The organism is Microbacterium hatanonis (assembly GCF_008017415.1).
Taxonomy (GTDB): Bacteria; Actinomycetota; Actinomycetes; order Actinomycetales; family Microbacteriaceae; genus Microbacterium; species Microbacterium hatanonis.
Genome location: NZ_VRSV01000001.1, coordinates 1776157 through 1802256 on the forward strand (window position 1 = coordinate 1776157; position 26100 = coordinate 1802256).

A 26100-nucleotide genomic window follows, 5' to 3' on the forward strand; every position below is an offset into this window, starting at 1 on the left:
GCCCCCATGACCGCGACACCCCTCACCCTCGACCTTCGCCGCGGCGACGGCCCCCCGCTCGACCCGTCGGTCGACCACGAGATCCAGGCGATCGTGGCCGGCGAGTCGCTCAACTCCACGTGCACCACCGACCTCGCCGCGGGCCCGTGGAACTTCGACACCCGCCCCGGATACGGTCCCGGTTCGTCGATGGGCGACGTGATCCCGACGGGGTCGCCACGACAGGGCGAGCTGCCGCAGGAGTATCGCGACGCCTCCGACGAGGAGCTCGACGCCCGCGTGCGCGCCGCGAAAGCGACCCTCGGCGACCGTGCCGTGGTGCTGGGGCACTTCTATCAGCGTGAAGAGGTCGTGCGTCACGCCGACTACGTGGGCGATTCGTTCCAGCTCGCCAACGCGGCCAAGGCCCACCCCGAGGCGGAGGCCATCGTCTTCTGCGGCGTGCACTTCATGGCCGAGACCGCCGATCTCCTCTCCCGCCCCGAGCAGGCGGTGATCCTGCCCAACCTCGCCGCCGGATGCTCGATGGCCGACATGGCCGACATCGACCAGGTCGAAGAGTGCTGGGAGCAGCTCGAAGACGTCTTCGGCGACCTCGAGGCGGTGGACGCCGACGGGCGCGTGCCGGTGATCCCCGTCACCTACATGAACTCCTCCGCCGCCATCAAGGGCTTCGTCGGACGCCACGGCGGCATCGTCTGCACGTCGTCGAACGCCCGGACGGTGCTCGAGTGGGCGTTCGCCCGCGGGCGCCGGGTGCTCTTCTTCCCCGACCAGCACCTCGGCCGCAACACGGCCAAGGCGATGGGCGTACCGCTCGAGCAGATGCCCATGTGGAACCCCCGCCGCCCCCTCGGCGGCAACGACGACGCGACCCTCCTCGACAGCCGCGTGATCCTGTGGCACGGCTTCTGCTCGGTGCACCGGCGCTTCTCGGTCGAACAGATCGACAAGGCGCGCGCCGAGCACCCGGGTGTCCGTGTGATCGTGCACCCCGAGTGCCCGATGGACGTGGTGGATGCGGCGGACGAGGCCGGATCCACCGACTACATCCAGAAGGCCATCGCCGCCGCGACCGAGCCCACGACGTTCGCGATCGGCACCGAGGTGAACCTCGTGCAGCGTCTCGCCGCGCAGTACCCGCAGCACGAGATCTTCTGCCTCGACCCCGTCGTCTGCCCGTGCTCGACGATGTACCGCATCCACCCCGGCTACCTCGCCTGGGTGCTCGAGGCGCTCGTCGCCGGAGAGGTGCTGAACCGCATCACCGTCCCCGCGTCGGTGTCGGAGCCCGCGACCGTCGCCCTGGAACGGATGCTGGCGGCCAAGCCGTGAGCGAGCTCTCGGGCCAGGGCGTGTCCCACCCGTCGGTGGTGGTCGTCGGATCGGGCATCGCCGGGCTGACCGCGGCCCTGCATGCGCTCGAGGCGGGCTGCCGTGTCACCGTCGTCACCAAGGGCTCGTTGAGCGAATCGAACACGCGGTACGCCCAGGGCGGCATCGCCGCGGTCTGGACGCCGACCGACAGCGTCGACGACCACGCGCACGACACTCTCGTCGCCGGCGCCGGCCTGAACGACGAGACCGCGGTGCGCACGCTCGTCACCGAGGGCCCCGCTCGTGTCGAGGAACTCATCGCCCGCGGAGTGGCCTTCGACCGCGACGCCGACGGCACGGTGAGCGCCGGGCTCGAGGCCGCCCATTCCGCCGCTCGCGTGCTGCACGCCGGCGGCGACGCCACCGGCGCGGCCATCGAGGCGGCCCTCGTCGCACGGATCCGCGAGAGCGGGGCCGCGATCGTCGCGCACGCGCTCGTCGTCGACCTCGCCCTCGATCGCGGCCGTGTCGTCGGCGTCGTGGTCCTCCACGGCGGCGAGCGCCGCACGATCGCCGCCGACGCGGTCGTGCTCGCCACCGGCGGCGCCGGACAGCTGTACGCCCACACGACCAACCCGACGGTCGCCACCGGCGACGGGGTCGCCCTCGCCCTCCGCGCCGGAGCGGCCGTCGCCGACCTCGAGTTCGTCCAGTTCCACCCGACCGTCCTGCCGGGGCGCGCGGGATTCTCCGCAGACGCCGCCGCGCCGTTCCTCATCTCCGAGGCCGTGCGCGGCGAGGGCGCGGTGCTCCGCGACATGACGGGCCGCCGGTTCGCCTTCGACGCGCACCCCGACGGCGAGCTGGCCCCGCGCGACGTGGTCGCGCGGGCGATCGACCGCGCGATGGCGACCCAGGGCGGCGCGCCGGTCGTGCTCGACGCCACCGCGCTCGGGGCCGAGTTCCTCGCACGTCGCTTCCCGACCATCGACCGCACCGTCCGCGAGCGCGGCTACGACTGGTCTCGCGAACCCATCCCCGTCACCCCCGCCGCGCACTACCTGATGGGCGGCGTCGTGACCGACCTCGACGGCCGCACGACCGTTCCCGGCCTGTACGCGGCGGGCGAGGTCGCGCGCACCGGAGTGCACGGCGCCAACCGACTCGCGTCGAACTCGCTCCTCGAGGGCGCGGTGTTCGGTGCGCGGGTGGGCGACGTGGTCGCCGCCGACGCCGCATCCGGTGGCTGGCCGGTCCCCGCTGCGCTTCCCGCCTCGCTCCTCGAGCCCCCCATCACCGCTCCCGCCGAGCCGTTCTCCCGCGTCGCGCTGCAGCGGCTGCTGTGGGCGCATGCTGCGCTCACCCGCACCGCCGACGGCCTCGGCCACGCCGCATCCGTGCTCGCCGCCTGGTGCGCCGAGCCGCGTGCGGCTCGCACGGTCGCCGATCACGAGGACGCCCACCTGCTGCTCGTCGCCGCGCACGTCGTCGACGCCGCTCGCCGCCGCCCCTTGTCGGTCGGGGCCCACCACCGCGCCGACGGCACGACGCCGGACACGCTGCGCCCCGCCGCCGCGTCGCACGCTCCCCTGCAACGGGTTCTCGAAGGGACCAACGCATGATGAACCGCGCCCACATCGACCGCGTGGTCGCCGCAGCCCTCGATGAGGACGCCCCCTGGGGCGACGTCACCAGCGAGAGCCTCATTCCCGAGACGGCGACGGCGCGGGCCGAGCTCGTCGCGCGGGAGAGCGGAGTCTTCAGCGGCGGCGAGGTCTTCGCCGCCGCGTTCCGACTGACCGACGACCGTATCTCCGTCGAGCTGCTCGTCGACGACGGTGCCGCTTTCGCGCCCGGTGACGTGCTCGCCCGGGTGACAGGACCCGCCCGCGGCGTGCTGACCGCCGAACGGATCGGGCTCAACTTCACCCAGCGCATGTCGGGGATCGCGACCCTGACCGCCGCCTATGTCGCCGAGGTCGCCCACACCGGCGCGCGGATCGTCGACACCCGCAAGACGACCCCCGGGCTCCGTGCGTTCGAACGGCACGCGGTGCGCAGCGGCGGCGGTCACAACCACCGCTTCTCGCTCTCCGACGCGGTCATGGCGAAGGACAATCACCTCGCCGTCCTCACCGCGACGGGGCTCTCGGTCACCGCCGCACTGCAGGGTGCCATCGCCCGCCTCCCCCACACCACGCACGTCGAGGTCGAGGTCGACCGACTCGACCAGATCGACGCGGTGCTCGCCGCGGGGATCGGGACGATCATGCTCGACAACTTCTCGCTCGACGACCTGCGCGCCGGCGTCGAGCGGGTCGCCGGCCGTGCCACGGTCGAAGCATCCGGCGGAGTGAACCTCGAGACGGTGCGGGCGATCGCCGAGACCGGCGTCGACGTCATCTCGGTTGGCGCCCTCACCCACTCCGCGCGCGCTCTCGACCTCGGACTCGACATCGCCATCGACGCGGACTGACCCGTGCGGTATCTCGACAACGCCGCGACCACCCCGGTGCGCGCCGAGGTGCTCGAGGCGATGATGCCGTTCCTCACCCGCTGGTTCGGCAACCCGTCGAGCCACCACACGGTGGGCGAGGCCGCGGCATCCGCCCTCGACGACGCGCGTTCGCGGGTCGCTGCGGTGCTCGGCATGCGCCGAGGCGACGTCGTCTTCACCTCCGGCGGCACGGAGGCGAACAACCTCGCCGTCAAAGGGATCGCCGTCGCGGCGCAGGCGAACCGGGGCGCGCGGCGCGTCGTCACGACGCCGATCGAGCACGAGTCGATCCTGCAGTCGGCCGACTACCTCCGGCGCATCCACGGGTTCGACATCGACGTGCTCCCCGTCGACGCCACCGGCCGTGTCGACGCGGCAGATCTCGCCGCCGCGATCGGCGACGACACCGCGATTGTGTCGATCGGCTACGCGAACAACGAGATCGGCACGATCCAGGATGCGGCGGCCCTCGGCGCTGCGACGCGTGCGCGCGGGGTGCCGCTGCACCTCGACGCCGTGCAGGCGGCCGGGTGGTTGCCGTTGCGCGACCTCGGGGCCGATGCCCTCACTCTCGCCGGCCACAAGCTCGGCGCGCCGAAGGGTACGGGCGTGCTGGCCGTGCGCGGACGCATCCCGCTCGAGCCGCTCCTGCACGGCGGCGGTCAGGAGCGCGGCCGCCGGTCGGGCACCGAGGACGTGGCCGGTGCGGTCGGGATCGCCACCGCCCTCGAGCTCGCCGAGGCCGAGCACGCGGAGTCCGCGGCCCGGGTGGGCGCGCTCCGCGACGCCTTCGTCGCCCGCGTGCTCGCGACGGTGCCCCGCGCCGCCCTCACCGGCCATCCTGCGCTGCGCCTCCCGGGGACGGCGAGCTTCGTCTTCCCCGGCACCAGCGGCGAGGCGATCCTGCTCGAACTCGAGAGGCGCGGGGTCGTCTCCTCCAGCGGGTCGGCGTGCGCGGCCGGCAGCGATGATCCGTCGCACGTGCTGACCGCGCTCGGCCTCGACGCCGACGTCGCCCGCACGGCCGTGCGGTTCACGTTCCCGCACGATCTGAGCACGCCCCCCGACGACGTCGCCGACGCCCTCGCCGCATCCGTCGCCGCCGTAGGATCGGCCGGGTGAGCACTCCCGCGGTCACGATCGTCGTCCCGGGCTACGACGTGGCCGAGTACGCCGCCGACGCGCTCGACTCGCTCCGCGCACAGACCCGCCGCGACTGGACGGCCGTGCTCGTCGACGACGCGTCCACCGACGGCACCGGCGAGATCTTCGCCGATGCCGCCGCATCCGACCCGCGCTTCCGCGTGGTGACCCACGTGCACCAGCGCGGTCTCGGCGCCGCGCGCAACGCCGGGCTCGACCTCGCCGACACCCCCTATCTCGGCTTCCTCGACGCCGACGACCTGCTGACACCCGACGCGCTCGAGACGCTCCTCGGCACGCTCGACGCCTCCGGAAGCGACTTCGCCGTGGGCGCGTACGTGCGGCTCCGCCCCGACGCCGACGGGCACTACCGGCCCGGGGTCGTCCAGCCCTGGGTGGCGGCGGCGACCGACCCCGCGCGCGTCGGTACGACGCTCGAGGCGCACCCCGCAGCATCCGGCAACATCGTGGCGTGGTCGAAGGTCAGCCGCACCGACTTCTGGCATCGCACCGCACTCCGCTTCCCGGAGGGCCGCCTGTACGAAGACCAGGTCGTCGCGCAGCTGATGTACACCCGGGCCCGCGCCTTCGACGTCGTGCCCGACGTGGTCGTGCACTGGCGTCAGCGCGCCGACGGGTCGTCGATCACGCAGCGCACGGCCCGCCTCGACGTGCTGACCGACTACCTCGAGGCGCTGCGGGCCGGCATCGGCATCCTGGATGCCGCGGGGCACACCTCCGCCGTCGCGGAGCGCGTGCGCCTCGTGCGTGCGATGGACCTCCCCCCGCTGCTCGAGATCGCCCGCAGCCACCCCGACGACGCCTACCGCCGTGCGGTGGAGGAGTTCGAGCGCGACCTCGCCGCGCTCTGACAGGACTCGATCGGGGCCTTCCTGCGCGATGTAAGCCCTGGTCGCGGCACCTCGGCGATCCCCCTGCCGCCGGAGATGGCACGGCAGTCCGACCTCCACGTCAGCGTTCCCCGCGGAGCACGCGCGCCACGCGGCTCCGGCAGGATCGGCCACCGCGACAGGGACCAGTGGCGCAGAGACATCGCGCTGCGCCGTCACCTGGAGGCGCTGGGATGGACCGTGCTGCAGGTTACCCAGCGGGATCTTCAGGACCCCACCGGGTTCCTGTCCGACCTGTCCGCCGCCCTCTCGCGCTGAGGTGCCGCAACTCGGGGTCACCCTGCCGGGTAAGGCCCCGAGTTGCGGCACCTCACGCGCTCAGCCGAGCGCCGTGAGGGTCAGCGTGCCGCGGTAGGTGCCGTCGGCGATCTCGACCGGCAGCTTGAACAGCAGGTCGGCGCCCAGCCGCGCCGAACCCGCTGCGTGCCCGGCGTCGGCCGAGCCGAGCGTGGCCGAGACGCCCAGTCCGGTACCGCCGTCGAGCGCGGGCGCCACGGCCGTCCCCGCACGCGCACCGGCGCCGGACTCCACGATCTTCGGGGTCCAGCCGAGGTGCTCGGCTCCGAACGTGCCGGCGGTGCCGGCGAAGTCGGTCACCTGACCCGACAGCGACCATGCTCCAGCCGAGCGACGGGTATCGGTCACGCGGATCGGATGGATCTCACCTGTCGCCTGGAAGTACCCCGGGCCCTGCACGGCCTCGCCCAGATCGACGGGGTCGTTCGATCCGTCGATGCTCCAGACGAACTCGCCCTCCGCGATCTGCGGCACCGCGACCTGCACCTGCTGGGAGGCCTGCAGAGGGCCGGAAGCAACCGCTTCGTCCACCGCTCGGAGCACAGGGCGCCCCTTGTCGGCGTCGAACGCCCACACCTGTGAGAAGTCCCATCCGATGGCCTCGTACGTCGAGGCGGAGGCCAGCTCCTCCGCGGTGCGGTCGGCGCCGTTGCGGTTCCCCGCGGTGCCGCCGGTCACGGCAGCACCGTTGACACGGGCCGTCGCGAGCGACAGGTTGTCGCTGTAGGTGGGTACGCCGTTCTCGCGAGCGACGATGCGGGCCCGCGGAGCGTTGGCCGTAGTGACCTCTCCGCTGACGACGACGTTGCCGCGCACCTGCGTGCCCGAGTAGCCGTAGCCGCTGAGGATGCCGCCGTTCTGCACCTCGGCGCGCACGTCGGCGCCGACGACGTAGTTCTTCGTCAGCACGCCCGTGGCGGAGTTCCAGGCGACCAGGCCGCCGGTCTCCCAGTTCGACACGACCTTCGCGTCGACGGTGTAGCTCGAGCGCACCTCGCCGGTGTTCTCGGCGGCGATCGGCGCGGTACGCCACCCGCCCGTGACCTCGGCACCGCGGACGAAGACCTCGTCGATCAAGCCGGCGTTGGCGACCGCGACAACGGCGACGCGTGTCGTCTGCACGTAGGGCGCCGGCACCGTCGAGACCGGATCGACGAAGCCCAGCCGGCGGATCACGCCCGAGTTGTTGAGGATGAACGCCTTCGACGCGCTGCCCTCGACCTCGAGCCCGACGATCTTGTGCCCGTTGCCCTCGATCGTGCCGAGGAAGGACGGCACCGGGGTCCAGGGCTTCGTCAGGGTGATGTCGGCGGTGAGGGTGAAGGTGGCCATCGGATGCTGCGCGATGAGCGCGAGGTCGGCCTCGTCGTCGATCGTGTAACCGTTGGTCCCGCCCTCGCCGAGCGGGTTGTCGATCGCCTGGGTCGTGATGCGGGCGAGGAAGCCTCCGCCGTTGCGTACCGCTGCGGTGAGCGTCGAGGCGCTGTCGACCTGCGACACCGTGCGGCTCATCGCGGCGGACGCACTCTTGTCGGCGTAGACGTCGGCGTTGTACCTCGTGCCCGCGGGAAGGAAGTCGAGCGGGATCGAGATCTGGCCGGCAGCGTCCGCCCCCGCCGTCACGGCGATCCAGAACTCCCCGTCCGAGGTCTCACGCACGACCGCGGTGGTGGCACCGATCGCGCTCTGCGGCAGCATCCGGCTCTGCTTCCATGTCGTGGGCAGGTTCGCGATGACATCGCCGACCAGGTCGTGGTACTGCCCGCCGGGGGCGAGGTGGTCGGGGCGCTCGGAGAGCTGCAGGTACGGCATCGAGTAGACGACCGTCGACGCGAGCTGGTGCGCCCAGGTGACGTTGCCGCCCGATCCCGACAGCAGGAAGGGCGTGTAGTCGGCGGTACCGGCGACCAGGCGCGTGAACGGCGCCAAGGTCTGCTGGTTCGCGCTGTAGCCCGACTGGAGGCCCTTGATCGCTTCGCGTCCGAGCTCGTTCGGGTAGGTGCGGTTCAGACCGGTCGGCTCGAGCGGGTTGTGGTAGATCACCATGAGCTGGCGGGCCGCGGAGTCGCGGGCGAAGTCGCGGAAGAAGTTGACCTTGGTCTCGGTCTCCTCGTTCGTGTGGTCGACCTTGGTGCCGGCGATCCCCGTCGCGCGCACGAGGTCGAGATAGGCCTCGCGCAGGTCGGGGTTCTGCAGGCTGACCTGCGGGTAGGGGCTCGCCGAGTCGTACACGACGCCGCCGGTGAACGTGCTGTCGACGCCCGCTGCCTTGTCGTAATCGGTCCAGAGCCACACCGACACAGGGAACTCCTTCGCCCTCCCGCGCTCGACGAGGGCCGCGATGTTCGCGAAGCGCTGTGCCGTGGTCGAGCCCCACGAGGAGTGCGTGAGGTTGCCCTCGATGAGGATGCCGGGGATCCGGGCCTCGGATGCCGCGTCCAGGAGCGCCCGCATTCCGGCGACGCTCTGGTCGTTGGTCGTCAGTGTCGACCAGGCGTTCGTGCCCGGCTCGATCCAGCTCGTGTCGCCGCCCGGGAACACGGTCGTGTCGATCGGGGGGTTCACGGCGGTCACGATGTCGGAGTTGGTGAAGTCGGTCAGGTTGTCGGCGATCGTGATGACACGGAACGGCGAGTGCGGGCTCTCGGCCTTGACGGTGAACGTGCCCTGCCCGTTGTCGGTCGCCCAGTAGTAGGTCGAGATGACGCCGCCCCGGGTGGTCTTCAACGCGATCGCGGGCCAGTCGAGGATGTTCGCCTCGGTGATGTTCGCGAAGTGCCCGTCGGGGGTCTCCACCGTGGGCAGCACCGTGATGTCGCGGTCGCCCGCGGCGTCGAAGCTCGACCGGGAGAAGCTGTTCTGCAGGTCGTCGATCGTGCTCGCCGTCACCGCCTGGTAGGTCAGGGTCGACGCCGGGTCGAACGAGAACGCGGTGTCTTCGCGCGAGACGACCGTACCGACCAGCGACGGGTCGAGCACGTAGCGGACGGCCACGCCGGTGTCGAACGCGCGCACCTCGACGGAGACGAGCGACCCGTCGCCCTTCCGCAGCGGGATCACGCTGGTGTTCCGGTGGTCGCGGCCGGTGTCGTTCAGGCCCATCAACGGGTACGACTCATCGGTCGTCGAGGTGGTGGCGGTGCCCAGAGAGACCCCCTGACCCCAGTCGACACCGTCGACGACGAGGCCGAGGGCGGAGTCGCGGACGATCGTGCGACCGTCTTGCGTGACGGAGTAGGTGAGGTCTCCCGCGGCGTCGGTGCGCAGGGTCGCCACGGTCGCGCCGTCCGGGCTGGTCACGGCGGACGACGACGTCAGGTCGGTGACCGTCGGGGTCGGGGTCGAAATGGGCGTGGAAGTGGGTGTCGAGACGACGGGGGCCGCCTTCTCGGCGACTGCTCCGAGATGCGGGCGCAGCGTCGCCGCATCCATCCGCCAGATCGACCCGAAGTCCCAGCCGACCGCCTCGAACGTCGACTGCTGGGTCAGCTCGGCAGAGGTCTTCGACAGGCCCTGGCGATCGGCCGCGGTGCCCGTGACGGTGCCGCCCGCCGTGCCCGTGGTCAGACGGATCGAGTCGAGCGCGAGGTTGTCGGCATAGGTCGCGCCGCGGCTTCCGACACTGGTGTTGTTCTGACCGTTGATGCGACCGATGTTGTTCGCGGACTGACCCGACCCCTGGGTGACCGAACCGTCGAGGGCGACCGCACCGCGGATCGTGGCCGTGCTGTAGCTGTACCCGGCGATCATGCCGATGTTGCGCGTGGCGGTGGAGACCGTGCCGCTGACGTAGACGTTCATGATCTTCTCGGCGCCGGCATTGTCGTTGCGTGCGGTGATGCCGCCCGCCTCCCAGCCCGAGACGACCGACCCGCGGAAGTAGCTGTTCTGGATGATGCCGCCACCCATGTTGTCGGCGACGAGGCCGCCGGTGCGCCACCCGCCGTCCACCGAACCGAGCGCGTAGACCTGGTCGATGAGCCCGTAGTTGTGAGCGGCGACCGTCGCCTTCTTCGTGGCGGTCGTCTGCGACTCGGCCGCGCTGGTTCCCGTGATCGAGACCTGGCTGAAGCCGATCCGTTCGACCGTGCCGCGCTGCGCGTTGATGAGAGCCGCGGTCTTGTTGACGCCGTTGGACGCCTGGTAAGCCGCCGACGTCGAGTAGTCGATCGAGAGTCCGAAGACCGTGTGCCCGGCACCGTCGAGCACGCCGGCGAAGCTGTTGATCATCGGAACCGGAGCGGAGAGCGCGATGTCGGCGCCGAGCTCGTAGTGCGCGGCGGCGGCGGCTGTTCCGGCCGTGTCGGCGTTGACGTTCTGGATGAAGGTCGAGAACTCTGCCGCGTCGTCGATGACATAGGGGGCCTCGGCGGTTCCGGAGCCCTCGAGAGCGGATGCGGCGCCCCCGGCGAACGTCGCGACGAGTACGCCGGCGGCGACCACCGCAGCGGTGACACCTCCGCCGAGGAGGAGAGGAAGCCGGCGCTTCGGGGCGGCGAACAGAAGAGGCATGGTTCTCCCTGGCTGGCGGGCGTGCGCGCGCGGCGCGTCCGCGGGGACGATGGGTTCGGGTACCGTCACCGTCCCGCGGCCCGAAGAACGCGGGATGTGCACGACGGTGAACGAGACATCGCGCGCGGACGAACACTCCGCGTGCCCTCTCGCGCTGAGGTGCCGCGACTCGGGATCACCGCGCGGCGTGAGACCCCGATTCGCGGCACCTCACGCGCTCGGCTCAGCCGGCCGTCTGCTCCTCGGTCAGCACGCGGGTGGCTGCCAGCTGCTCGGCTGCGAGGCTGGCGTACAGGCCGCCCGCGGCGAGGAGCTGCGAGTGGGTGCCCGATTCCACGATCCGTCCGTCGTCGACCACGTGGATCACGTCGGCGCCGATCACCGTCGACAGGCGGTGGGCGACGGTGAGCGTCGTGCGACCACGGGCCGCCGCATCCAGCGCCTCTTGAACGATGCGCTCCGAGACGGTGTCGAGCGCGCTCGTGGCCTCGTCGAGGAGGAGCACCGGCGGATCCTTCAGCAGCACGCGCGCGATCGCGATGCGCTGCTTCTCTCCGCCCGACAGCCGGTAGCCGCGCTCCCCGACCACCGTGTCGTACCCCTTCTCGAACCCGGCGATCACGTGGTGGATGTTCGCCGACCGACAGGCGGCCTCGAGCTCGGCATCGGTCGCGTCGGGCCGGGCGTAGCGGAGGTTCTCGCGGATCGTCGAATGGAAGAGGTAGGTCTCCTGCGACACGATCCCGATCTGGTCGATCACCGACTCGGCGCGCAGGTCGCGCACGTCGGCGCCGGCGAACACCACCGCGCCCCCGGTCGCCTCGTACATGCGCGGTGCGAGGTAGAGGATCGTCGTCTTCCCCGCCCCCGACGGGCCTACGAACGCGACGTGGCGCCCGGGCTCGGCCACGAACGATACCCCGTCGAGCGTGGGACGCGCGGACTCCGCGGCGTCGGGGTAGCGGAACTGCACGTCGCGGAACTCGAGCCGCCCCAGCGGCCCCGCGGCCTGCGTCACATCGATCGCGTCGGGCTTGTCGGTGATCGCGGGAACCAGGTCGAGGTACTCGAAGATGCGCGCGAACAACGCCGCCGACGTCTGGAGGTCGAGGGCCACGCGCATGAGTCCCATCAGCGGCATGAGAAGTCGCGCCTGCACGGTGGTGAAGGCGACGATCGTTCCCGCCGTGACCGTCCCGCCGTCGCCACCCGTGACGAGGAACCCCGCCACTAGGTAGATCACGGCGGGCACGCTCGCCATCAGCACCTGCACCACGGCGAAGAATCCCTGGCCGCTCATCGCACGGCGCACCTGCAGACGCACCTGGTTGGTGTTCTCGTTGGCGAACCGCCCCGACTCGGCGCGCTGCCGGTTGAACGACTTCGACAGCAGGATGCCCGAGACGCTGAGCGTCTCCTGCGTGATGGAGGTGAGCTCCGACAGCGACTCCTGGGTCTCGCCCGCGATGCGCGCCCGCACCTGGCCGACCCGGCGCTGCACCAGCACAAGGATCGGCATCATCACCACGGCGATGAGGGTCAGCCGCCAGTCGATGAGCACCATCGCCACGAGCGAGGCGACGACGGTGACGGTGTTGCCCAGGATGCTGGTGACCGTGTTCGTGAGTACGCCGGAGACGCCGCCGACGTCGTTCTGGAGCCGTGACTGGATGACCCCGGTCTTGGTGCGGGTGAAGAAGCCGAGCTCCATCGCCTGCAGGTGGTCGAAGAGCCGCAGGCGCAGGTCTCCTGTCACCGCGTTGCCCACGGTGGCGGTGAGCCAGGTCTGACCGACGCCGAGCGCCGCCGACAGGAGGAAGAACGCGATCATCAGCACCACGAGCCGCACGAGCACCGGGATGTCCGGCGGCCCTCCGGCGACCGGGAACAGCCCGTCGTCGAAGATGCGCTGCACGAGAAGCGGCGGCACGACCGCCACGGCGGCACCGAGGACGACCAGGAGCGCGGTGATCGCGATGCGCCACCGGTAGGGACGGAAGAGCGCGACCACCCGCCTGCCGAGATTCGCCACCCGCGGGGCGTCGGCGTTGCGCTTGCGCTGCGCCTCGATGTCGACGCCGCGGAATCCGACGCCGCCTGCCATGCTCATGCCGGTCAGCCTACGTCCGCCCGTCGACACGGGGGGCGGGATGCTGCGGACGCTGGAGATTGTTCGCCATCGAGGGAATTTCGTGTCGGGGGTCCGCGTTACCGTGTTCGTGCCACCCGGTCCGGTGGCGACCAGCGCCCCGATTGCACGATGAGGAGCCACCTATGGCCGCCCCCGCCACCGACAGCATCCGACAGCCCCAGTCCGTCACGTCCGCATCGGGCGTCTCCCCCGAGCAGAGCCGGGTGATCTGGCTTCTCCTGGTCGCCGCGTTCGTGGCGATCCTCAACGAGACGACGATGGGCGTCGCGATCCCCGCGCTCATCGAAGACCTCGGCATCACGGCCGTCGCCGCGCAGTGGCTGACGACCGCGTTCATGCTGACCATGGCCGTGATCATCCCCATCAGCGGCTTCCTCCTGCGTCGGTTCAGCACGCGGCAGATGTTCATCGCCGCGATGTCCCTCTTCTCCGCGGGAACGCTCGTCGCCTTCCTCTCGGTCGGCTTCCCCATGCTGCTCGCCGCCCGTGTCATCCAGGCCTCGGGTACGGCCATCATGATGCCGTTGCTGATGACCACCCTCATGACGGTCGTGCCTCCGCACCTGCGCGGCCGCATGATGGGCCGGGTCAGCATCGTCATCTCTCTCGCGCCCGCGATCGGCCCGACCGTGTCGGGCTTCATCGTCGACACCATCGGCTGGCACTGGAACTTCGGACTCGTGCTCCCCATCGCCCTCGTCTCGCTCGCCATCGGCGCGAAGTGGATCCGCAACATCTCCGAGACCGAGCACAACCGCATCGACGTGCTCTCGGTGATCCTCTCCGCGATCGGCTTCGGCGGGGTCGTCTTCGGCCTGAGCCAGCTCGGCGGCCACGGTGAGGCGGATGCGGCGAGCGAACCCTCTTCTCCGCTGCTGCTCATCGTCGCCCTCGTCGGTGGCGCCGTCGCGCTCGTGCTCTTCGGCTGGCGGCAGCTGCGCCTCCAGCGCACCGACGACGCGCTGCTCGACCTGCGAGTGTTCCGGGTGCGCAACTTCTCGCTCGCCGTCGCCCAGCTCGGCGTCATGTCGCTCGCCTTCTTCGGCACGATCACGCTCCTCCCGCTCTACCTGCAGCAGGGGCTCGGACTCAATGCCGCCGAGAGCGGGTTGGTGCTTCTCCCGGGTGCGCTCGCGATGGGTCTCGCAGGTCCCGTCATCGGCCGCATCTACGACCGCCGCGGCACGAAGGTGCTGCTCGTTCCCGGCGCCGTCCTGGTGAGCGCGATGCTCTGGGCCTACGCCCTGCTCGCCACGACCACGACGCCGATCTGGCTGATCGTCGTCATGCAGACGCTGCTCTCGCTGGGCCTGGCTCTCTCCTTCACCCCGCTGATCACCGCCTCGCTCGGGTCGCTGCAGCCTCGTCAGTACTCGTACGGATCCGCCATCGTCAACACGCTCCAGCAGGTCGCGGGCGCGGCGGGCATCTCGATCCTCATCACGACCATGGCCTCCGTCATGGGTGCGTCGACCGAGACCGCCGCGGCCGCCGAGGCGGCGGGCGCGCGAGGCGCATTCCTCGTCGCCGCGATCATCTCGCTGCCGCTCCTCGTCGGTGCGTTCCTCGTCAAGAAGCCGGCCGACGCCCCCGCGGAACTGCCGCTCGCACACTGACGGCCCTCAGCGCCCTCGGGCTCGGTAGCCTGGCCTCGTGCAGACTACCGAGCCCGATCTCGTGCAGCAGCCCGTGCTCACCGACGCCCAATGGGAGCGGCTGACGTCCTACGGCGCGCCCGAAGACGTCGAGGTCGGCGAATACGCCTTTCGCTCCGGTGATCGCGCGTACGATCTCATCCTGGTCGACACCGCGCAGATCGATGTCGTACGTGATTCGCTGTGGTGGATCGGTGAGACGATCATTGCCTCGATGGGGGCGCGCACGTTCGTCGGCGAGCTGGGACTCCTCAACCACCAGGGAGCGTTCCTCTCCGCCCGGGTGACGCAGGCGGGCCGCATCCTGCGGGTCTCGGGCCCGTCGCTGCGGAAGCTCATGAGCGAGGACGACGAGCTCTGCGACATGTTGCTGCGCACCCTCTGGTACCGGCGCGAGTCGCTGCGCAAGGGCCCCGCCGCCCTCACGCTCAAGCTCGTCGGCGTCGAATCGTCGTCGGAGTTCCTCGCGCTCCGCCGCTTCGCCGAGCGCCTCGATCTCGTGCACTCCGCGGTCGAGGTCGACCTCGCCGACGAGACGTCGATGGCGAAGCACAAGTACTCCGAGGGCGACCTGCCCCTCGCCTACATCCAGGGCGAGCCTCTGCTGCGGGCGACGCCGGGCCTCGTCGCCGACAGGCTCGGCCTGAGCTACCAGGGCGAGGCGGACGAGATCGTCGACCTCGTCGTCATCGGCGGCGGACCCGCCGGTCTCGCGGCCGCCATCTACGGGGCCTCCGAGGGACTCAGCACCGTGCTGCTCGACTCCGTCGCGCCCGGAGGGCAGGCGGCGGCGACCTCCCGCATCGAGAACTTCCTCGGCTTCCCGTTCGGCGTGAGCGGCCGCGACCTCATCGGTCAGGCCTCGCTCCAGGCGCTGAAGTTCGGCGTCCGCGTGTACGCGCCGTGCGAGGCCGTCGACCTGCGCCCCGTCGACGAGGGCCTCGACATCACCCTCAGCGACGGGCGGATCGTGCACGCCCGCTCGGCGATCGTGACGTCGGGGGCCGCCTACCGCCGCCTCCCGCTGGATCGCTGGGACGACTTCGAGGGTGCCGGCATCTACTACGCCGCCACCCAGCTCGAGCTGCGCCACGTCACCGACGCGCCCGTCATCGTGGTCGGCGGGGCGAACTCGGCCGGCCAGGCCGCGCTCTTCCTGGCCTCGGGAGGGTGCCCGGTGCGTCTGGTGGTGCGAGGCCGAGACCTCAGGTCCCGCATGTCGACCTACCTCGTCGACCGGCTGCTCGAGGATGCACGGATCGACGTCGTGACGAGTGCGAACGTCACCGCACTCGACGGCGAGAGGCAGCTCGAGCGCGTGCGCATCGACGCCCTGGGCGAGGTCGACGCGCGAGGGCTGTTCTGCTTCATCGGCGCCGAGCCCGCCACGACGTGGCTCTCCTGTCTCGACCGCGACGGCGACGGGTTCCTGCGCACCGGCACCGACATCGCCGTGATGGACGTGGACTCGCCGTGGCGACGGCTCGGGCGGGAGCCGCTGCCGTTCGAGACGTCGATCCCGCGCGTGTTCGCCGCGGGCGACGTGCGCCGCGGGTCGATGAAGCGCGTGGCCGCGGCCGTGGGCGAGGGGTCGAGCGCCGTCGCGTCGGTGCACCGGGCGCTGGCCTCCTGACCCTCACTCCGGAAGGGGCACTCCCCCGGTCTGACAGGTCGGGCAGTACTGCGCCGCGCCTGTGGAGCCGGGCACATCATGCACGCTGCCTCCGCACACGGGGCAGGGCTCGCCGGTTCGCCCGTGCACGCGCATCGCGTCGACCTTCGCCGCTTTCTGCCGGGAGGGAACGATGCCGCGACGGGCCTCGGCCGCCTCGCGCAGCACGTCGACGACCGCACCGAAGAGCCGGTCTCGATCGTCGTCGCTCAGATCCACCGCGTGCGCGACGGGCGACAGCTTCGCGACGTGCAGGATCTCGTCGGAGTAGGCGCCCCCGATGCCGGCGATCGACTCCTGCTCCTGCAGCAGGGCGCGGATCTGTTGCGCCGCGAGCCGAGGGCCACATCGAACTGGGCGCGGGAGTAGGCGGGATCGAGGGGATCCGGACCGAGCTTGGCGATCGAGGCGACGTCGCGCACGTCGTCGACGACCGAGAGCCCGAGCGACAGGAACGACCCCGCGTCGGTGACCGTGAGGGACGATCCGCTGTCGAACTCCACACGCGCGAGGACCGGCGCATCCATCTGCTCGTCGAGGAGTGCCCACCCCGCGCGGCCGAAGCTGATCACCAGCCCGGCGCCGTCGGTGGCGATCTCCAAATGCTTGCCGAAGCGCCGCACTCCTGACACGGTCGCCCCGATCAGCTCGTCGAGCGGCCGGGCACGGGTCTTCAGCGCGCGGAACTCCTCGAGGTCGACGCCGACGATCCGCTGCGCGACGAGGTGCTGGTCGAGGAACTCGGCGAGCGCCTGCACTTCCGGTGACTCGGGCATGACAGCATCCTCCTCCTCCACCGCACCGGTGGGGCCCTTCGACAAGCCCGGGGACCGATTCCGCCGGCGCGCACGACAGAGCCCCGGTCGCCGAGCTCGTCGAAGCGACCAGGGCTGTGCCGGCACGGTCAGTGCGTGGGCGAACCGCCCGTGACCGCGATGGTCTCTCCGATGACGTAGCTCGACTCCTGCGAGGCGAGGAAGACGAACGGCGGTGCGAGCTCGACGGGCTGACCGGCACGGCCGATCGGCGTCTCCTCGCCGAACGCCTCGATCTTCTCGTTCGGCACGAAGGCGGGCTGCAGCGGCGTCCAGATCGGGCCCGGTGCGACGCCGTTCACACGGATGCCGCGCTCGATCAGCTGCTGGGCCATCGCGCGCGTCCAGTTCGCGATGCCGGCCTTCGACACGGCGTACTCGGCGAGCGACGGAGACGGGACGAAGCCCTGGATGCTGGACGTCGTGATAATCGACGCTCCGGGCTTGAGGTGCGGCGACGCCGCCTTCGTCAGCCAGAAGAGCGGGTAGATGTTGGCCTTCAGTACGTGGTCGAGGGTCTTCGTCTCGAAGTCGTCGATGCTGTCGACGGTCGGCATCGTGCCGGCGTTGATCACGAGGATGTCGAGACCGCCGAGCTCGGCGACCGTCTTCTCGACGATCTCCTTGTCGACGCTCTCGTCCTGCAGATCGCCGGGGAGCAGCACGGCCTTGCGGCCTTCCTTCTCGATGAGGGCGGCGACCTCTTCGGCCTGCTCCTGCTCCTCGGGGAGGTAGCTGAGAGCGACGTCTGCGCCCTCACGGGCGTAGGCGATGGCCACCGCTCGGCCGATGCCGGAGTCGGCGCCGGTGATCAGGGCCTTCCGGCCCGGGAGGCGGTTGTTCCCGATGTAGCTGGTCTCACCGTGGTCGGGAGCCGGATCCATCTTGCGGATGTCGCCGGGGCCGGTCTGCTGCTGCGGGGGGAACGGCGGCCGGGGGAACTGGGTATTGGGGTCTTGGGGCGTGTACATGTTGTCGGCCATGCCGTCACGCTAAAACGAGCGACCGCCGCCGCTCCCGGGGGTTGCGGCGGCGGTCGAAGCCGTCTATGCGGGCGCGGTTCAGCGCTTGCGCGGCGTGCGGTTCTCGGCGCTGACCATCCACGCGAGCTGCTCGAGGCGCTCGAGGATCGAGTGGAGGATATCGGCGCTCGTGGGGTCTTCGTCGTCGACGTCGTCGTGCACCTCGCGCACGGTCGACGTGGCCGACTCGAGTCGCTCGGTCACCAGGTCGACGACCTCGCTCGTGTCGACCTCGCCCTGCGGGAACTCCGGCAGGGTGGTGGTCTCGGCGATCGTGTCGCTGCGTCCGTCGGGAAGGGCGTGCAGAGCACGCATGCGCTCAGCGACGGTGTCGCTGAATTCGCGAGCTGCCTCGATGACCTCGTCGAGCTGGAGGTGGGTGTCGCGGAAGTTCTTGCCGACGACGTTCCAGTGTGCCTGCTTGCCCTGGATCGAGAGCTCGATCAGGTCGACGAGAACCCGCTGCAGGTTCTCGCTGAGCTTCGCCGACGCGGTGAAGCCGCTCTCGGCGTTCTCGGTCGCGGTGAGGCCCGCGCCGCTTCCGCCCTTCGCGGGGCGACGACGGTTACGGGGGGCTGTCTTCGAGTCGGTTGCCATGATGTCTCCTGACGGTCGCAACGGGTATGTGATCGACGCTAGACCCGCTCTCCGGCGACGCCACGGGGGTTGTCGATGCATCCGTTCGTTGTTAGTACGGAGCGGTTAGTCGGGGCCGAGGGTTCGCGCAAGCCCGTGCTCCCGGCATCGGGCTGTTCCTACGGTGGGAGTCGTGCCCGATACCCCTGCCTCCGCCGACCCTCTCAGCTCCTACGCACCGATCGGCGACGGGCGCACGGTGGCCCTGGTCGGGATGCGCGGACAGATCGACTGGATGCCGCTGCCGAACCTGGATTCGCATCCGGTATTCGCCCGTTTGCTCGACGCCGAGACCGGTGGCGCGATCGATCTGCACCCCTCGGGCGACTACGAGGTGAAACGCCGCTACATCCCGCGGACGAACGTGCTCGAGACGACGTTCACCACCGCGACCGGGAAGGCGCGGCTCACCGACGCGATGGTGACCGGGGTCGCCGGGCGGCTGCCGTGGGCGGAGCTCGCCCGCCGCGTCGACGGCATCGAGGGCGAGGTCCACTTCGAGTGGGTCATCCGCCCCGGCACGCAGCTGCAGACCGCATCACCGTGGATCGAAGACATCGACGGGGCGTGCGTGATGCGGGTCGGCGAGATCTCGTTCGCGATCGTGGGGAAGAACCACGGCCGGGACGATCCCGACCCCGGCTCGGCGTCGGCTCCCCGCATCCAGGGGCGCTTCACGACGACCCCCGACTCCCGGCATCTCATCGTGCTGGCCGCGACCGACGACGAGCCGTTGCACCTTCCCGACCCCGACAACGTCGACCGCGGCATAGACCGCACGATCGAGGGCTGGCGGGCGTGGTCGAAGGAGTTCTCCTACGAGGGACCCTGGGCCCGCGACGTGCAGCGCAGCGCGCTCGCGCTCAAACTGCTCGTGTATTCGCCGACCGGGTCGATGGCGGCGGCGGCGACCACGTCGCTGCCTGAGAACCCGCGCGGCGGCAAGAACTGGGACTACCGGTTCGCGTGGGTGCGCGACCTCGCCTACGCCTCTCACGCCCTCATCCTGTTCGGTCTGCGCGAAGAGACCCATGCCGCCATCTCTTGGCTGCTGCGGACGATCCGCGAGAACGGCCCCGATCTGCACGTGATGTACACCCTCCGCGGCGGCACCGGCACCGAGGTGCAGACCTTCGATGTCGAGGGGTGGCGCGGCATCGGACCGGTCGTCACGGGCAATCCGGCCCAGGGCCAGTTGCAGCTCGGCGTCTACGGCGACCTCTTCGCGATCTGCCGGACGTACGTCGATGCGGGCAACGTGCTCGACGTGGCGACCGGTCGCATGCTCGCAGACACCGCGGACCGCGTCTGCGATCTGTGGCGCAATCCCGACTCGGGGATGTGGGAGCTGCCCGAGATCCGTCACTACACCTCGTCGAAGATGGGATGCTGGCAGGCCCTGAACGACGCGGTGGCCCTCGCCGAAGCGGGGCAGATCCCGGGGAGCGCGTCACGGTGGGCGTCGGAGCGCGAACGTGTGCGGCAGTGGATCGAGGAGAACGGCTGGTCGGAGGAAGCCCAGGCCTACGTCATGTACCCCGGATCGACCGATCTCGACGCCTCCGTCCTGCTGCACGGCCCCAGCGGCTACGACCGCGGCGAGCGCATGTCGTCGACGATCGACGCGATCACCCGCGACCTCGGTGCCGGCAACCTGCTGTACCGGTACACCGGCGTCGACCAGGAGGAGCACACCTTCGTCGCCTGCGCGTTCTGGCGGGCCGCGACCCTGGCGTGCGTCGGACGCCACGACGAGGCCATCGCGGCCATGGACGACCTGGTGACGCGCGGCAACGATGTCGGCGTCTACGCCGAGATGATCGACGCGTCCGACGGCGAGTCATGGGGCAACCTGCCCCAGGCGCTCAGTCACCTGGCGCTCGTCACCGCGGCCCTGACGATCCGCGACCTGGCGCCGACGAAGAGGCTCGAGGGGCACTGACCTCGAGCCTCCCCGGCACGTGTCAGCGCAGGTCCACCCGGATGATGCGTTCGTTGCTGTTGTTCGGAACGCTGTCCTTGTCACCGGTGTTCGTCGTGGTCAGCCACAGGTCGCCGCCGGGCGCCGGCTCGACCGTGCGCAGCCGTCCGAAGGTGCCGACGAAGTACTGCTGCACGTTGACCAGGCTCGAACCGGAGATCTCGGCGCGGTAGAGCCGCTGACCGCGGCCGCACGCGACGAAGAGCGCTGAGCCGACGATGGTCAGCCCGCTGCACGAGCCGTCTGCGGTGGAATAGGTGCGCTTGGGTGCGATCAGCCCGGCTGCGCCGCATCCGGATCCCGACGTGCCCTCGCACTGCGGCCACCCGTAGTTGCCGCCCTTCACGACCAGGTTGGTCTCATCCATGACGGAGTTGCCGAACTCCTGCTGCCAGAGCCTGCCCTGACTGTCGAACGCGAGACCCTGCGGGTTGCGGTGGCCGTAGCTCCAGACATAGGAGCCGAACGGGTTGTCGCTCGGGACGTCGCCCTCGCGGGTCATCCGCAGGATCTTGCCGTTCAGTGCCCCCGTACCCGTGAGGGCCTGAGCGTAATTGCCGTTCTGCGCATCGCCGGTCGCGACGTAGAGCATGCCGTCGGGTCCGAACCGCAGCCGTCCGCCGTTGTGGTACTTGTTGCGCAGGATCCCCGACAGCAGCACATCCGTCGTCGTGGTGTCGAGCGCACCGGCGGTGTACCGGATGCGCACGACCCTGTTGTCGCTCGCCGTGGTGTGCATGATGTAGAGCCACGGGTCGGTGGAGAAATCCGACGCGATCGCGAGCCCCATCGACCCGCCCTCGCCGTCGGTGCTCGTGGCGTTCGGAACGCGGCCGACCACGGTCTTGGTGCCGGTCGCCGGATCGAACCGGACGATCTCGTGCGCGTCGCGCCGAGAATAGAGCACTGATCCGTCGGGGAGGTTGACGAGTCCCCACGGGATGTCGGGGTCGGTCGCGACGACGGTCGTGCCGCAGATCGGAGTGCTGCACGCCGCCGCCGTGGTCACCGAGGCTGCGGCGCTCGCGGCGGAGGAGTTGCCCGCCGCATCCTTCGCGACCACCGTGTAGCTGTAGGTGCGTCCGGCCTGCAGCCCGCTGTCGGTGAACGCCCGCACCGAACCCGCGACCGAGCCGACCACGGCGCCGTCGCGCCGCACGTCGTACCCCGAGACGGCGATGTTGTCGCTCGACGCGGTCCACGCCACCTGCACGGAGGTGCCGGACGCCGTGGCGGTCACCCCGGTCGGAACGCTCGGGGCGGCCGTATCGGTGGTGCAGCGCGGCGGGGTGACGACGAGCGATGCGCTCGCCTGCGAGACGTTGCCCGCGGCATCCCTGGCGTTCACGTACCATCCCCAGGCGACGCCCTCGACGACGTCGAGCGTGGTCTGGCGCACCGTTCCGGCGACCGTCTTCACGAGCTGACCGTCGTGATAGAGGTCGTAGGCCGTCACCCCGACGTTGTCGGTCGACGCACCCCAGGTGAGCGTGACGTTCTTGCACGTGAGATTCGAGCTCGCGGGGGTCCCCGGTGCGGACGGCGGCGAAGTGTCGGTCGCGGCGCCCACGCGCCACTGCTGTCGCGGCGTGCCCTGGCACGTCCGCAGCAGCACAGTCGATCCCGCGGTCGTCCCCGAGGCGTCGAGGCAGAGACCGGATGCTTCGTGCACCAGCGTTCCGCCGGCACCGGCGTTCCACTGCTGCGAGGCCGAGCCGCCGCACGAGGCGATGCTCGGCTGCCCGCCGACGCGGGCGGCCGTCCCCCTCGCGTCGAGGCAGCGTGCGTCGTCGTACGCACGCAACTCGCCGGCGCCCGTGAGGTTCCAACGTTGGTTCGACGCGTTGCCGCACGTCCAGATGACGATCGGGGTGCCGGCGGTGCGGGAGGCGCCCTTGACGTCGAGGCAGAGCCCCGACTGGACGCCCGTGACGGGCACCCCGGTGGCGGCGACCGCGGTGGGGGCCGCGACCAGCGCGGACAGGACGATCGCGGCGGCGGCTATGGCCGCGCCCCAGCGCATGCGGATCGAAGACATTCCAACTCCTCATCGGTGAAACGGGAGGGATGTGTTCGGGCGCGCAACCCCGGGGGCTCCGAAGATACAGTCCGGGCCACTCCACGACAATGCGGACGGGCAGACACCAGTAGTCGGGCATCCTCGAACCAGCACGTCTGCAGCATCCGCTCCCCCACGACCACGATCGAAGGCACCCTCGATGAACGCTGAACCGAAGCTCTTCCGCCGACTGGATTCGGTGCTCGTGGAGAGCATCTTCTGGGATGAGCGCTACGACGAGGTCTCGTGGGTCGACATCACGACCGGCACCTTCCATCGGGCGCGACTCGATGGTGCGGTCGACGGGTCGGGCGACCGCGTGGTCGAGCTCCCCGCGCCGATGAGCGCGGTGCAGCCCGCGCAGGGGGGCGGGTTCGTCGCGGCGTTGAAGAATCGCATCGTGTCGCTCGACTCGGAGGGCGCGATCACCGGCACGATCGCCGAGGTCGAGCACGCACACGCCGGCATCCGCTTCAACGAGGGCAAGGTCGACCCCTTCGGGCGGTTCATCGTCGGCGGCATGGACGTCACCTCCGGAGACCCCGATGCGGCGCTCTACGCGTTCGCCGCCGGTGAGCTCCCCGAGGTGCTGAGGGGCGGCTTCGGCGTCGCCAACGGCTTCGAGTGGACCCCCGACGGTCGGGAGATGTACGTCACCGACACGTCGACGAAGACCGTCTACCGCGCGCCGTACGGACCGGGGCGCGGAGAGCTCGGCGAGCTCGAGCCGTACCTGCGCGGCTTCGACTCCGACGGCCTCGTGCGCGACGTCGACGGATGCTTCTGGAACGCCGTCTACGGCGGGGGCGAGGTTCTGCGCTGGAGCCCGGAAGGCGAGGTGACCGCCCGTCTGGCCGTGCCCGCGCCGAACGTCACGTCGGTGGCGCTCGGAGGTCGGGAGCGGCGGACTCTCTTCATCGGTTCGGCGCGCGAGAACCTCACGGAGGACGATCTCGGTGCGGCCCCGCTCAGCGGATCGATCTTCACGGTCGACGTCGACACGGCCGGACGCGCCGTGGGCGTTTTCGGCGAGATGTCGCCCGTCGACTGACGTCTGTCGCCGTTCTCACGGGTCCACTAAGGTCGCACTCGAAGCCGCCGTTTCGGCGGACCAGACCCCTGATCAGGAGATGCGACATGGCAGATCTCATCGTTATCGCGTTCGACAAGGAGAGCGAGGCCGAGGCGGCCTACGCGAAGGTGCAGGAGCTGCAGGACGACCTGATCGTCCAGCTCGTGGGCCTCGCCCTCGTGAAGGTCGACGAAGAAGGCAAGACGAAGGTCGAATACCCGGGTTCGGGAGCGCGCATCGGTGCGGGCGCCGCCGGCGGAGCGCTCTTCGGCACCCTCATCGGCATCCTGTTCTTCGTGCCGCTCGCGGGTCTCGTCTTCGGAGGGCTCTTCGGCGGACTGTTCGCCGGGCTCGACAAGACCGGTCTCGACGCGCAGTTCCGCGATCGCGTGAAGTCCACCGTGTCGGAGGGCAAGTCGGCGATCGTGATCTACGCCACGAAGCTCACCGAGGACAAGTTCGCCGCGGCCCTCGCCCCGTTCAACGGCAAGGTCGTCCAGACGTCGCTGTCGGAGGACGTGGAGCGCGAGCTGATCCACGACCTGAACAACGGCCAGTAGGCCCCGCCGCCCGTCCTCACGGTAGGAGAAGGGCCCGGTGAAGGACGATCCGACCGCGATCGTCCTACGCCGGGCCCTTCTCCTACCTACAGCGCAGGCATCCGGGGTCAGACGTACGCGAGGAGCACGCCTCCCGCAGCTCCGACGAGCACGACGATCCACGGTACGACCCGCCACGACACGAGCAGCGCGAAGCAGACGAGGGCGAGCGCGAACGACCCGCCGTCGACGACTCCCGACACGAAGACCGGGTCGTACAGTGCAGCCGCGAGGATGCCGACGACGGCGGCGCTCGCGCCGCGCAGGAGGGCACCGGCCCACGCGCGGGCGCGCAGTGCGTTCCAGAACGGCATGACGCCGACCAGCAGCAGGAATCCGGGGAGGAAGATCGCCACCAGCGCGACCACGCCGCCGGCGACACCCCCGGGACCGACGTCCGAGAGGGCCCCGAGGTATCCCGCGAAGGTGAAGAGCGGGCCGGGCATCGCCTGGGCGAGGCCGTAGCCGGCGACGAACTGATCGGGCGCGACCCACCCGGTCGAGACCACGCCCGCGTCGAGGAGCGGCAGCACGACGTGGCCGCCGCCGAAGACGAGCGCTCCGGCACGGAAGAACGCGTCGAAGAGCGACACGGCCCCGCTTCCCGTCAGCGCCGCCACGATCGGCGACCCGATCAGCAGCGCGACGAGCGCTGCGAGGCAGACCCACCCGGCCGTCCGCGACACCGGGAACCGCAGCATCCCGGCCCCCGGCTCCGACCCCGCGCGGCAGAGCCACAGGCCGGCGAGCGCTCCGACCACGATCGCGAGCACCTGCCCGCCCGCACCGTACAGCAGCACCGCGATGACCGCGGCGACGACGGCGATCGCGGCGCGCTGCCGGTCGGGAGTCAGGGTCTTCGCCATGCCCCACACCGCCTGCGCGACGATGGCGACCGCGACGATCTTCAACCCGTCGACGAGCCCGCCTCCGAGGGTGCCGCCGAGCAGGCCCGCCCCGTAGGCGGCGGCGATCATCAGCACGGCCGAGGGAAGCGTGAAGGCGACGAAGGCGGCGAGCGCACCCGCGACCCCGGCACGCAGCATCCCGAGCGCGAACCCGACCTGGCTCGATGCCGGACCGGGGAGGAACTGGCAGAGCGCCACGAGATCGGCGTAGCGCTCGTCGTCGAGCCAGCGCCGGCGCGTCACGATCTCGTCGCGGAAGTAGCCCAGGTGGGCGATAGGCCCGCCGAACGAGGTCAGCCCGAGCTTGGCGAAGACGCCGAACACCTCGGCGACCGAGCCCGACCGCGACACGGCTCAGGCGTGCGGTGCAGCCGGCACGAGCGAGGCGATGAGCGTCTCCACGCGCGTGCGGATCTCGTCGCGGATGGGGCGAACGGCCTCGATGCCCTGACCGGCGGGGTCGTCGAGCTCCCAGTCCTCGTAACGCTTGCCGGGGAAGATCGGGCACGCGTCGCCGCAGCCCATGGTGATCACGACGTCGGATTCGCGCACGGCGTCGACGGTGAGCACCTTCGGGGCGTTGCCCGCGATGTCGATCCCCTCCTCGGCCATGGCCTCGATCGCGATCGGATTGATCTCGTCTTTCGGGGCGGAACCGGCCGAGCGCACGTCGACCCGGTCACCGGCGAGGGCCTGCAGGTAGCCCGCGGCCATCTGGGAACGGCCGGCGTTGTGCACGCACACGAAGAGCACGGTGGGGGTAGTCACCCCACCAGTATGACGGGCGGCTATCAGCCGGCGGGGCAACCGGCAATGCCGGACACCGAGAGTTCACCCGTGCTTAGGCTCACG

Annotated in this window: 19 protein-coding genes; 10 read left to right on the forward strand and 9 right to left on the reverse strand. The window is 70.6% G+C overall.

The genetic code is table 11. From position 1 onward, the window contains the following. Positions 1–6: 6 nt before the first annotated feature. Genes nadA through FVP77_RS08625 form a run of 5 tightly spaced genes read left to right on the forward strand, consistent with a single transcriptional unit; the run spans position 7 to position 5829 of the window. On the forward strand, positions 7–1335 hold the full coding sequence (gene nadA, locus FVP77_RS08605) for a quinolinate synthase NadA (RefSeq protein WP_147894099.1): 1329 nt from the start codon (positions 7–9) through the stop codon (positions 1333–1335). Next, positions 1332–2939 carry an L-aspartate oxidase gene (nadB, locus tag FVP77_RS08610; protein WP_246134024.1) on the forward strand — a complete coding sequence of 536 codons (1608 nt, stop codon included), beginning with the start codon at positions 1332–1334 and terminating at the stop codon, positions 2937–2939. Before nadA ends, nadB begins: the two co-directional genes overlap by 4 nt. Next, positions 2936–3793 carry a carboxylating nicotinate-nucleotide diphosphorylase gene (gene nadC / locus FVP77_RS08615; RefSeq protein ID WP_147894100.1) on the forward strand — a complete coding sequence of 286 codons (858 nt, stop codon included), beginning with the start codon at positions 2936–2938 and terminating at the stop codon, positions 3791–3793. Before nadB ends, nadC begins: the two co-directional genes overlap by 4 nt. Before the next feature lie 3 nt (positions 3794–3796). Next, a complete protein-coding gene (locus FVP77_RS08620; RefSeq protein WP_147894101.1) occupies positions 3797–4936 on the forward strand; it encodes a cysteine desulfurase family protein in 1140 nt (379 codons plus the stop codon). Further along, positions 4933–5829, forward strand: a complete 897-nt coding sequence (locus FVP77_RS08625) for a glycosyltransferase family 2 protein (protein WP_147894102.1) — start codon at positions 4933–4935, stop codon at positions 5827–5829. The genes FVP77_RS08620 and FVP77_RS08625 overlap by 4 nt, the downstream gene beginning before the upstream one ends. Positions 5830–6186: 357 nt before the next feature. On the opposite strand, the gene FVP77_RS08635 is transcribed toward FVP77_RS08625, so the two are convergent. Both FVP77_RS08635 and FVP77_RS08640 read right to left on the reverse strand, forming a co-directional pair. Continuing rightward, a complete protein-coding gene (locus tag FVP77_RS08635; RefSeq protein ID WP_147894104.1) occupies positions 6187–10677 on the reverse strand; it encodes a glycoside hydrolase family 97 protein in 4491 nt (1496 codons plus the stop codon). 223 nt (positions 10678–10900) lie between these two features. Beyond that, positions 10901–12781, reverse strand: coding sequence for an ABC transporter ATP-binding protein (locus FVP77_RS08640; RefSeq protein WP_425463133.1), 1881 nt, complete (start codon positions 12779–12781; stop codon positions 10901–10903). A gap of 170 nt (positions 12782–12951) precedes the next feature. On the opposite strand from FVP77_RS08640, the gene FVP77_RS08645 reads away from it, so the two are divergent. Both FVP77_RS08645 and FVP77_RS08650 read left to right on the forward strand, forming a co-directional pair. Continuing rightward, entirely contained in the window at positions 12952–14445 is a 1494-nt protein-coding gene (locus FVP77_RS08645; protein ID WP_147894106.1) for a DHA2 family efflux MFS transporter permease subunit, read from the forward strand. 37 nt (positions 14446–14482) lie between these two features. Continuing rightward, positions 14483–16117, forward strand: a complete 1635-nt coding sequence (locus FVP77_RS08650; RefSeq protein WP_147894107.1) for a cyclic nucleotide-binding domain-containing thioredoxin-disulfide reductase — start codon at positions 14483–14485, stop codon at positions 16115–16117. 3 nt (positions 16118–16120) lie between these two features. On the opposite strand, the gene FVP77_RS17050 is transcribed toward FVP77_RS08650, so the two are convergent. From FVP77_RS17050 to FVP77_RS08665, 4 genes are all read right to left on the reverse strand, one after another. Next, entirely contained in the window at positions 16121–16477 is a 357-nt protein-coding gene (locus FVP77_RS17050) for an Fpg/Nei family DNA glycosylase (protein WP_246134066.1), read from the reverse strand. Continuing rightward, positions 16366–16932, reverse strand: a complete 567-nt coding sequence (locus FVP77_RS08655; RefSeq protein ID WP_246134025.1) for a DNA-formamidopyrimidine glycosylase family protein — start codon at positions 16930–16932, stop codon at positions 16366–16368. Before FVP77_RS08655 ends, FVP77_RS17050 begins: the two co-directional genes overlap by 112 nt. Before the next feature lie 128 nt (positions 16933–17060). Then, on the reverse strand, positions 17061–17954 hold the full coding sequence (locus tag FVP77_RS08660) for an SDR family oxidoreductase (protein WP_281290316.1): 894 nt from the start codon (positions 17952–17954) through the stop codon (positions 17061–17063). Between the two features lie 78 nt (positions 17955–18032). Further along, positions 18033–18590, reverse strand: a complete 558-nt coding sequence (locus tag FVP77_RS08665) for a Dps family protein (protein ID WP_147894108.1) — start codon at positions 18588–18590, stop codon at positions 18033–18035. Positions 18591–18762: 172 nt separating this feature from the next. On the opposite strand from FVP77_RS08665, the gene FVP77_RS08670 reads away from it, so the two are divergent. Next, positions 18763–20571 (forward strand): glycoside hydrolase family 15 protein, encoded by a 1809-nt coding sequence (locus FVP77_RS08670; RefSeq protein WP_246134026.1) that lies wholly within the window; start codon positions 18763–18765, stop codon positions 20569–20571. Between the two features lie 22 nt (positions 20572–20593). Here FVP77_RS08670 and FVP77_RS08675 read toward each other — a convergent pair whose 3' ends face one another. Continuing rightward, positions 20594–22648: a PQQ-dependent sugar dehydrogenase gene (locus FVP77_RS08675; RefSeq protein ID WP_147894109.1), complete on the reverse strand. Its 2055-nt coding sequence runs from the start codon at positions 22646–22648 to the stop codon at positions 20594–20596. A gap of 181 nt (positions 22649–22829) precedes the next feature. Here FVP77_RS08675 and FVP77_RS08680 point away from each other — a divergent pair, with 181 nt between their 5' ends. Both FVP77_RS08680 and FVP77_RS08685 read left to right on the forward strand, forming a co-directional pair. Next, on the forward strand, positions 22830–23720 hold the full coding sequence (locus tag FVP77_RS08680) for an SMP-30/gluconolactonase/LRE family protein (RefSeq protein WP_147894110.1): 891 nt from the start codon (positions 22830–22832) through the stop codon (positions 23718–23720). An 86-nt stretch (positions 23721–23806) separates the two neighbouring features. Beyond that, on the forward strand, positions 23807–24301 hold the full coding sequence (locus FVP77_RS08685) for a DUF1269 domain-containing protein (protein ID WP_147894111.1): 495 nt from the start codon (positions 23807–23809) through the stop codon (positions 24299–24301). 107 nt (positions 24302–24408) lie between these two features. Here FVP77_RS08685 and chrA read toward each other — a convergent pair whose 3' ends face one another. Both chrA and FVP77_RS08695 read right to left on the reverse strand, forming a co-directional pair. Further along, complete coding sequence (gene chrA / locus FVP77_RS08690; protein WP_147894112.1) at positions 24409–25599, reverse strand: chromate efflux transporter; 1191 nt, start codon at positions 25597–25599, stop codon at positions 24409–24411. A gap of 3 nt (positions 25600–25602) precedes the next feature. After that, a complete protein-coding gene (locus FVP77_RS08695) occupies positions 25603–26016 on the reverse strand; it encodes an arsenate reductase ArsC (RefSeq protein WP_147894113.1) in 414 nt (137 codons plus the stop codon). Between the last annotated feature and the right edge of the window lie 84 nt (positions 26017–26100).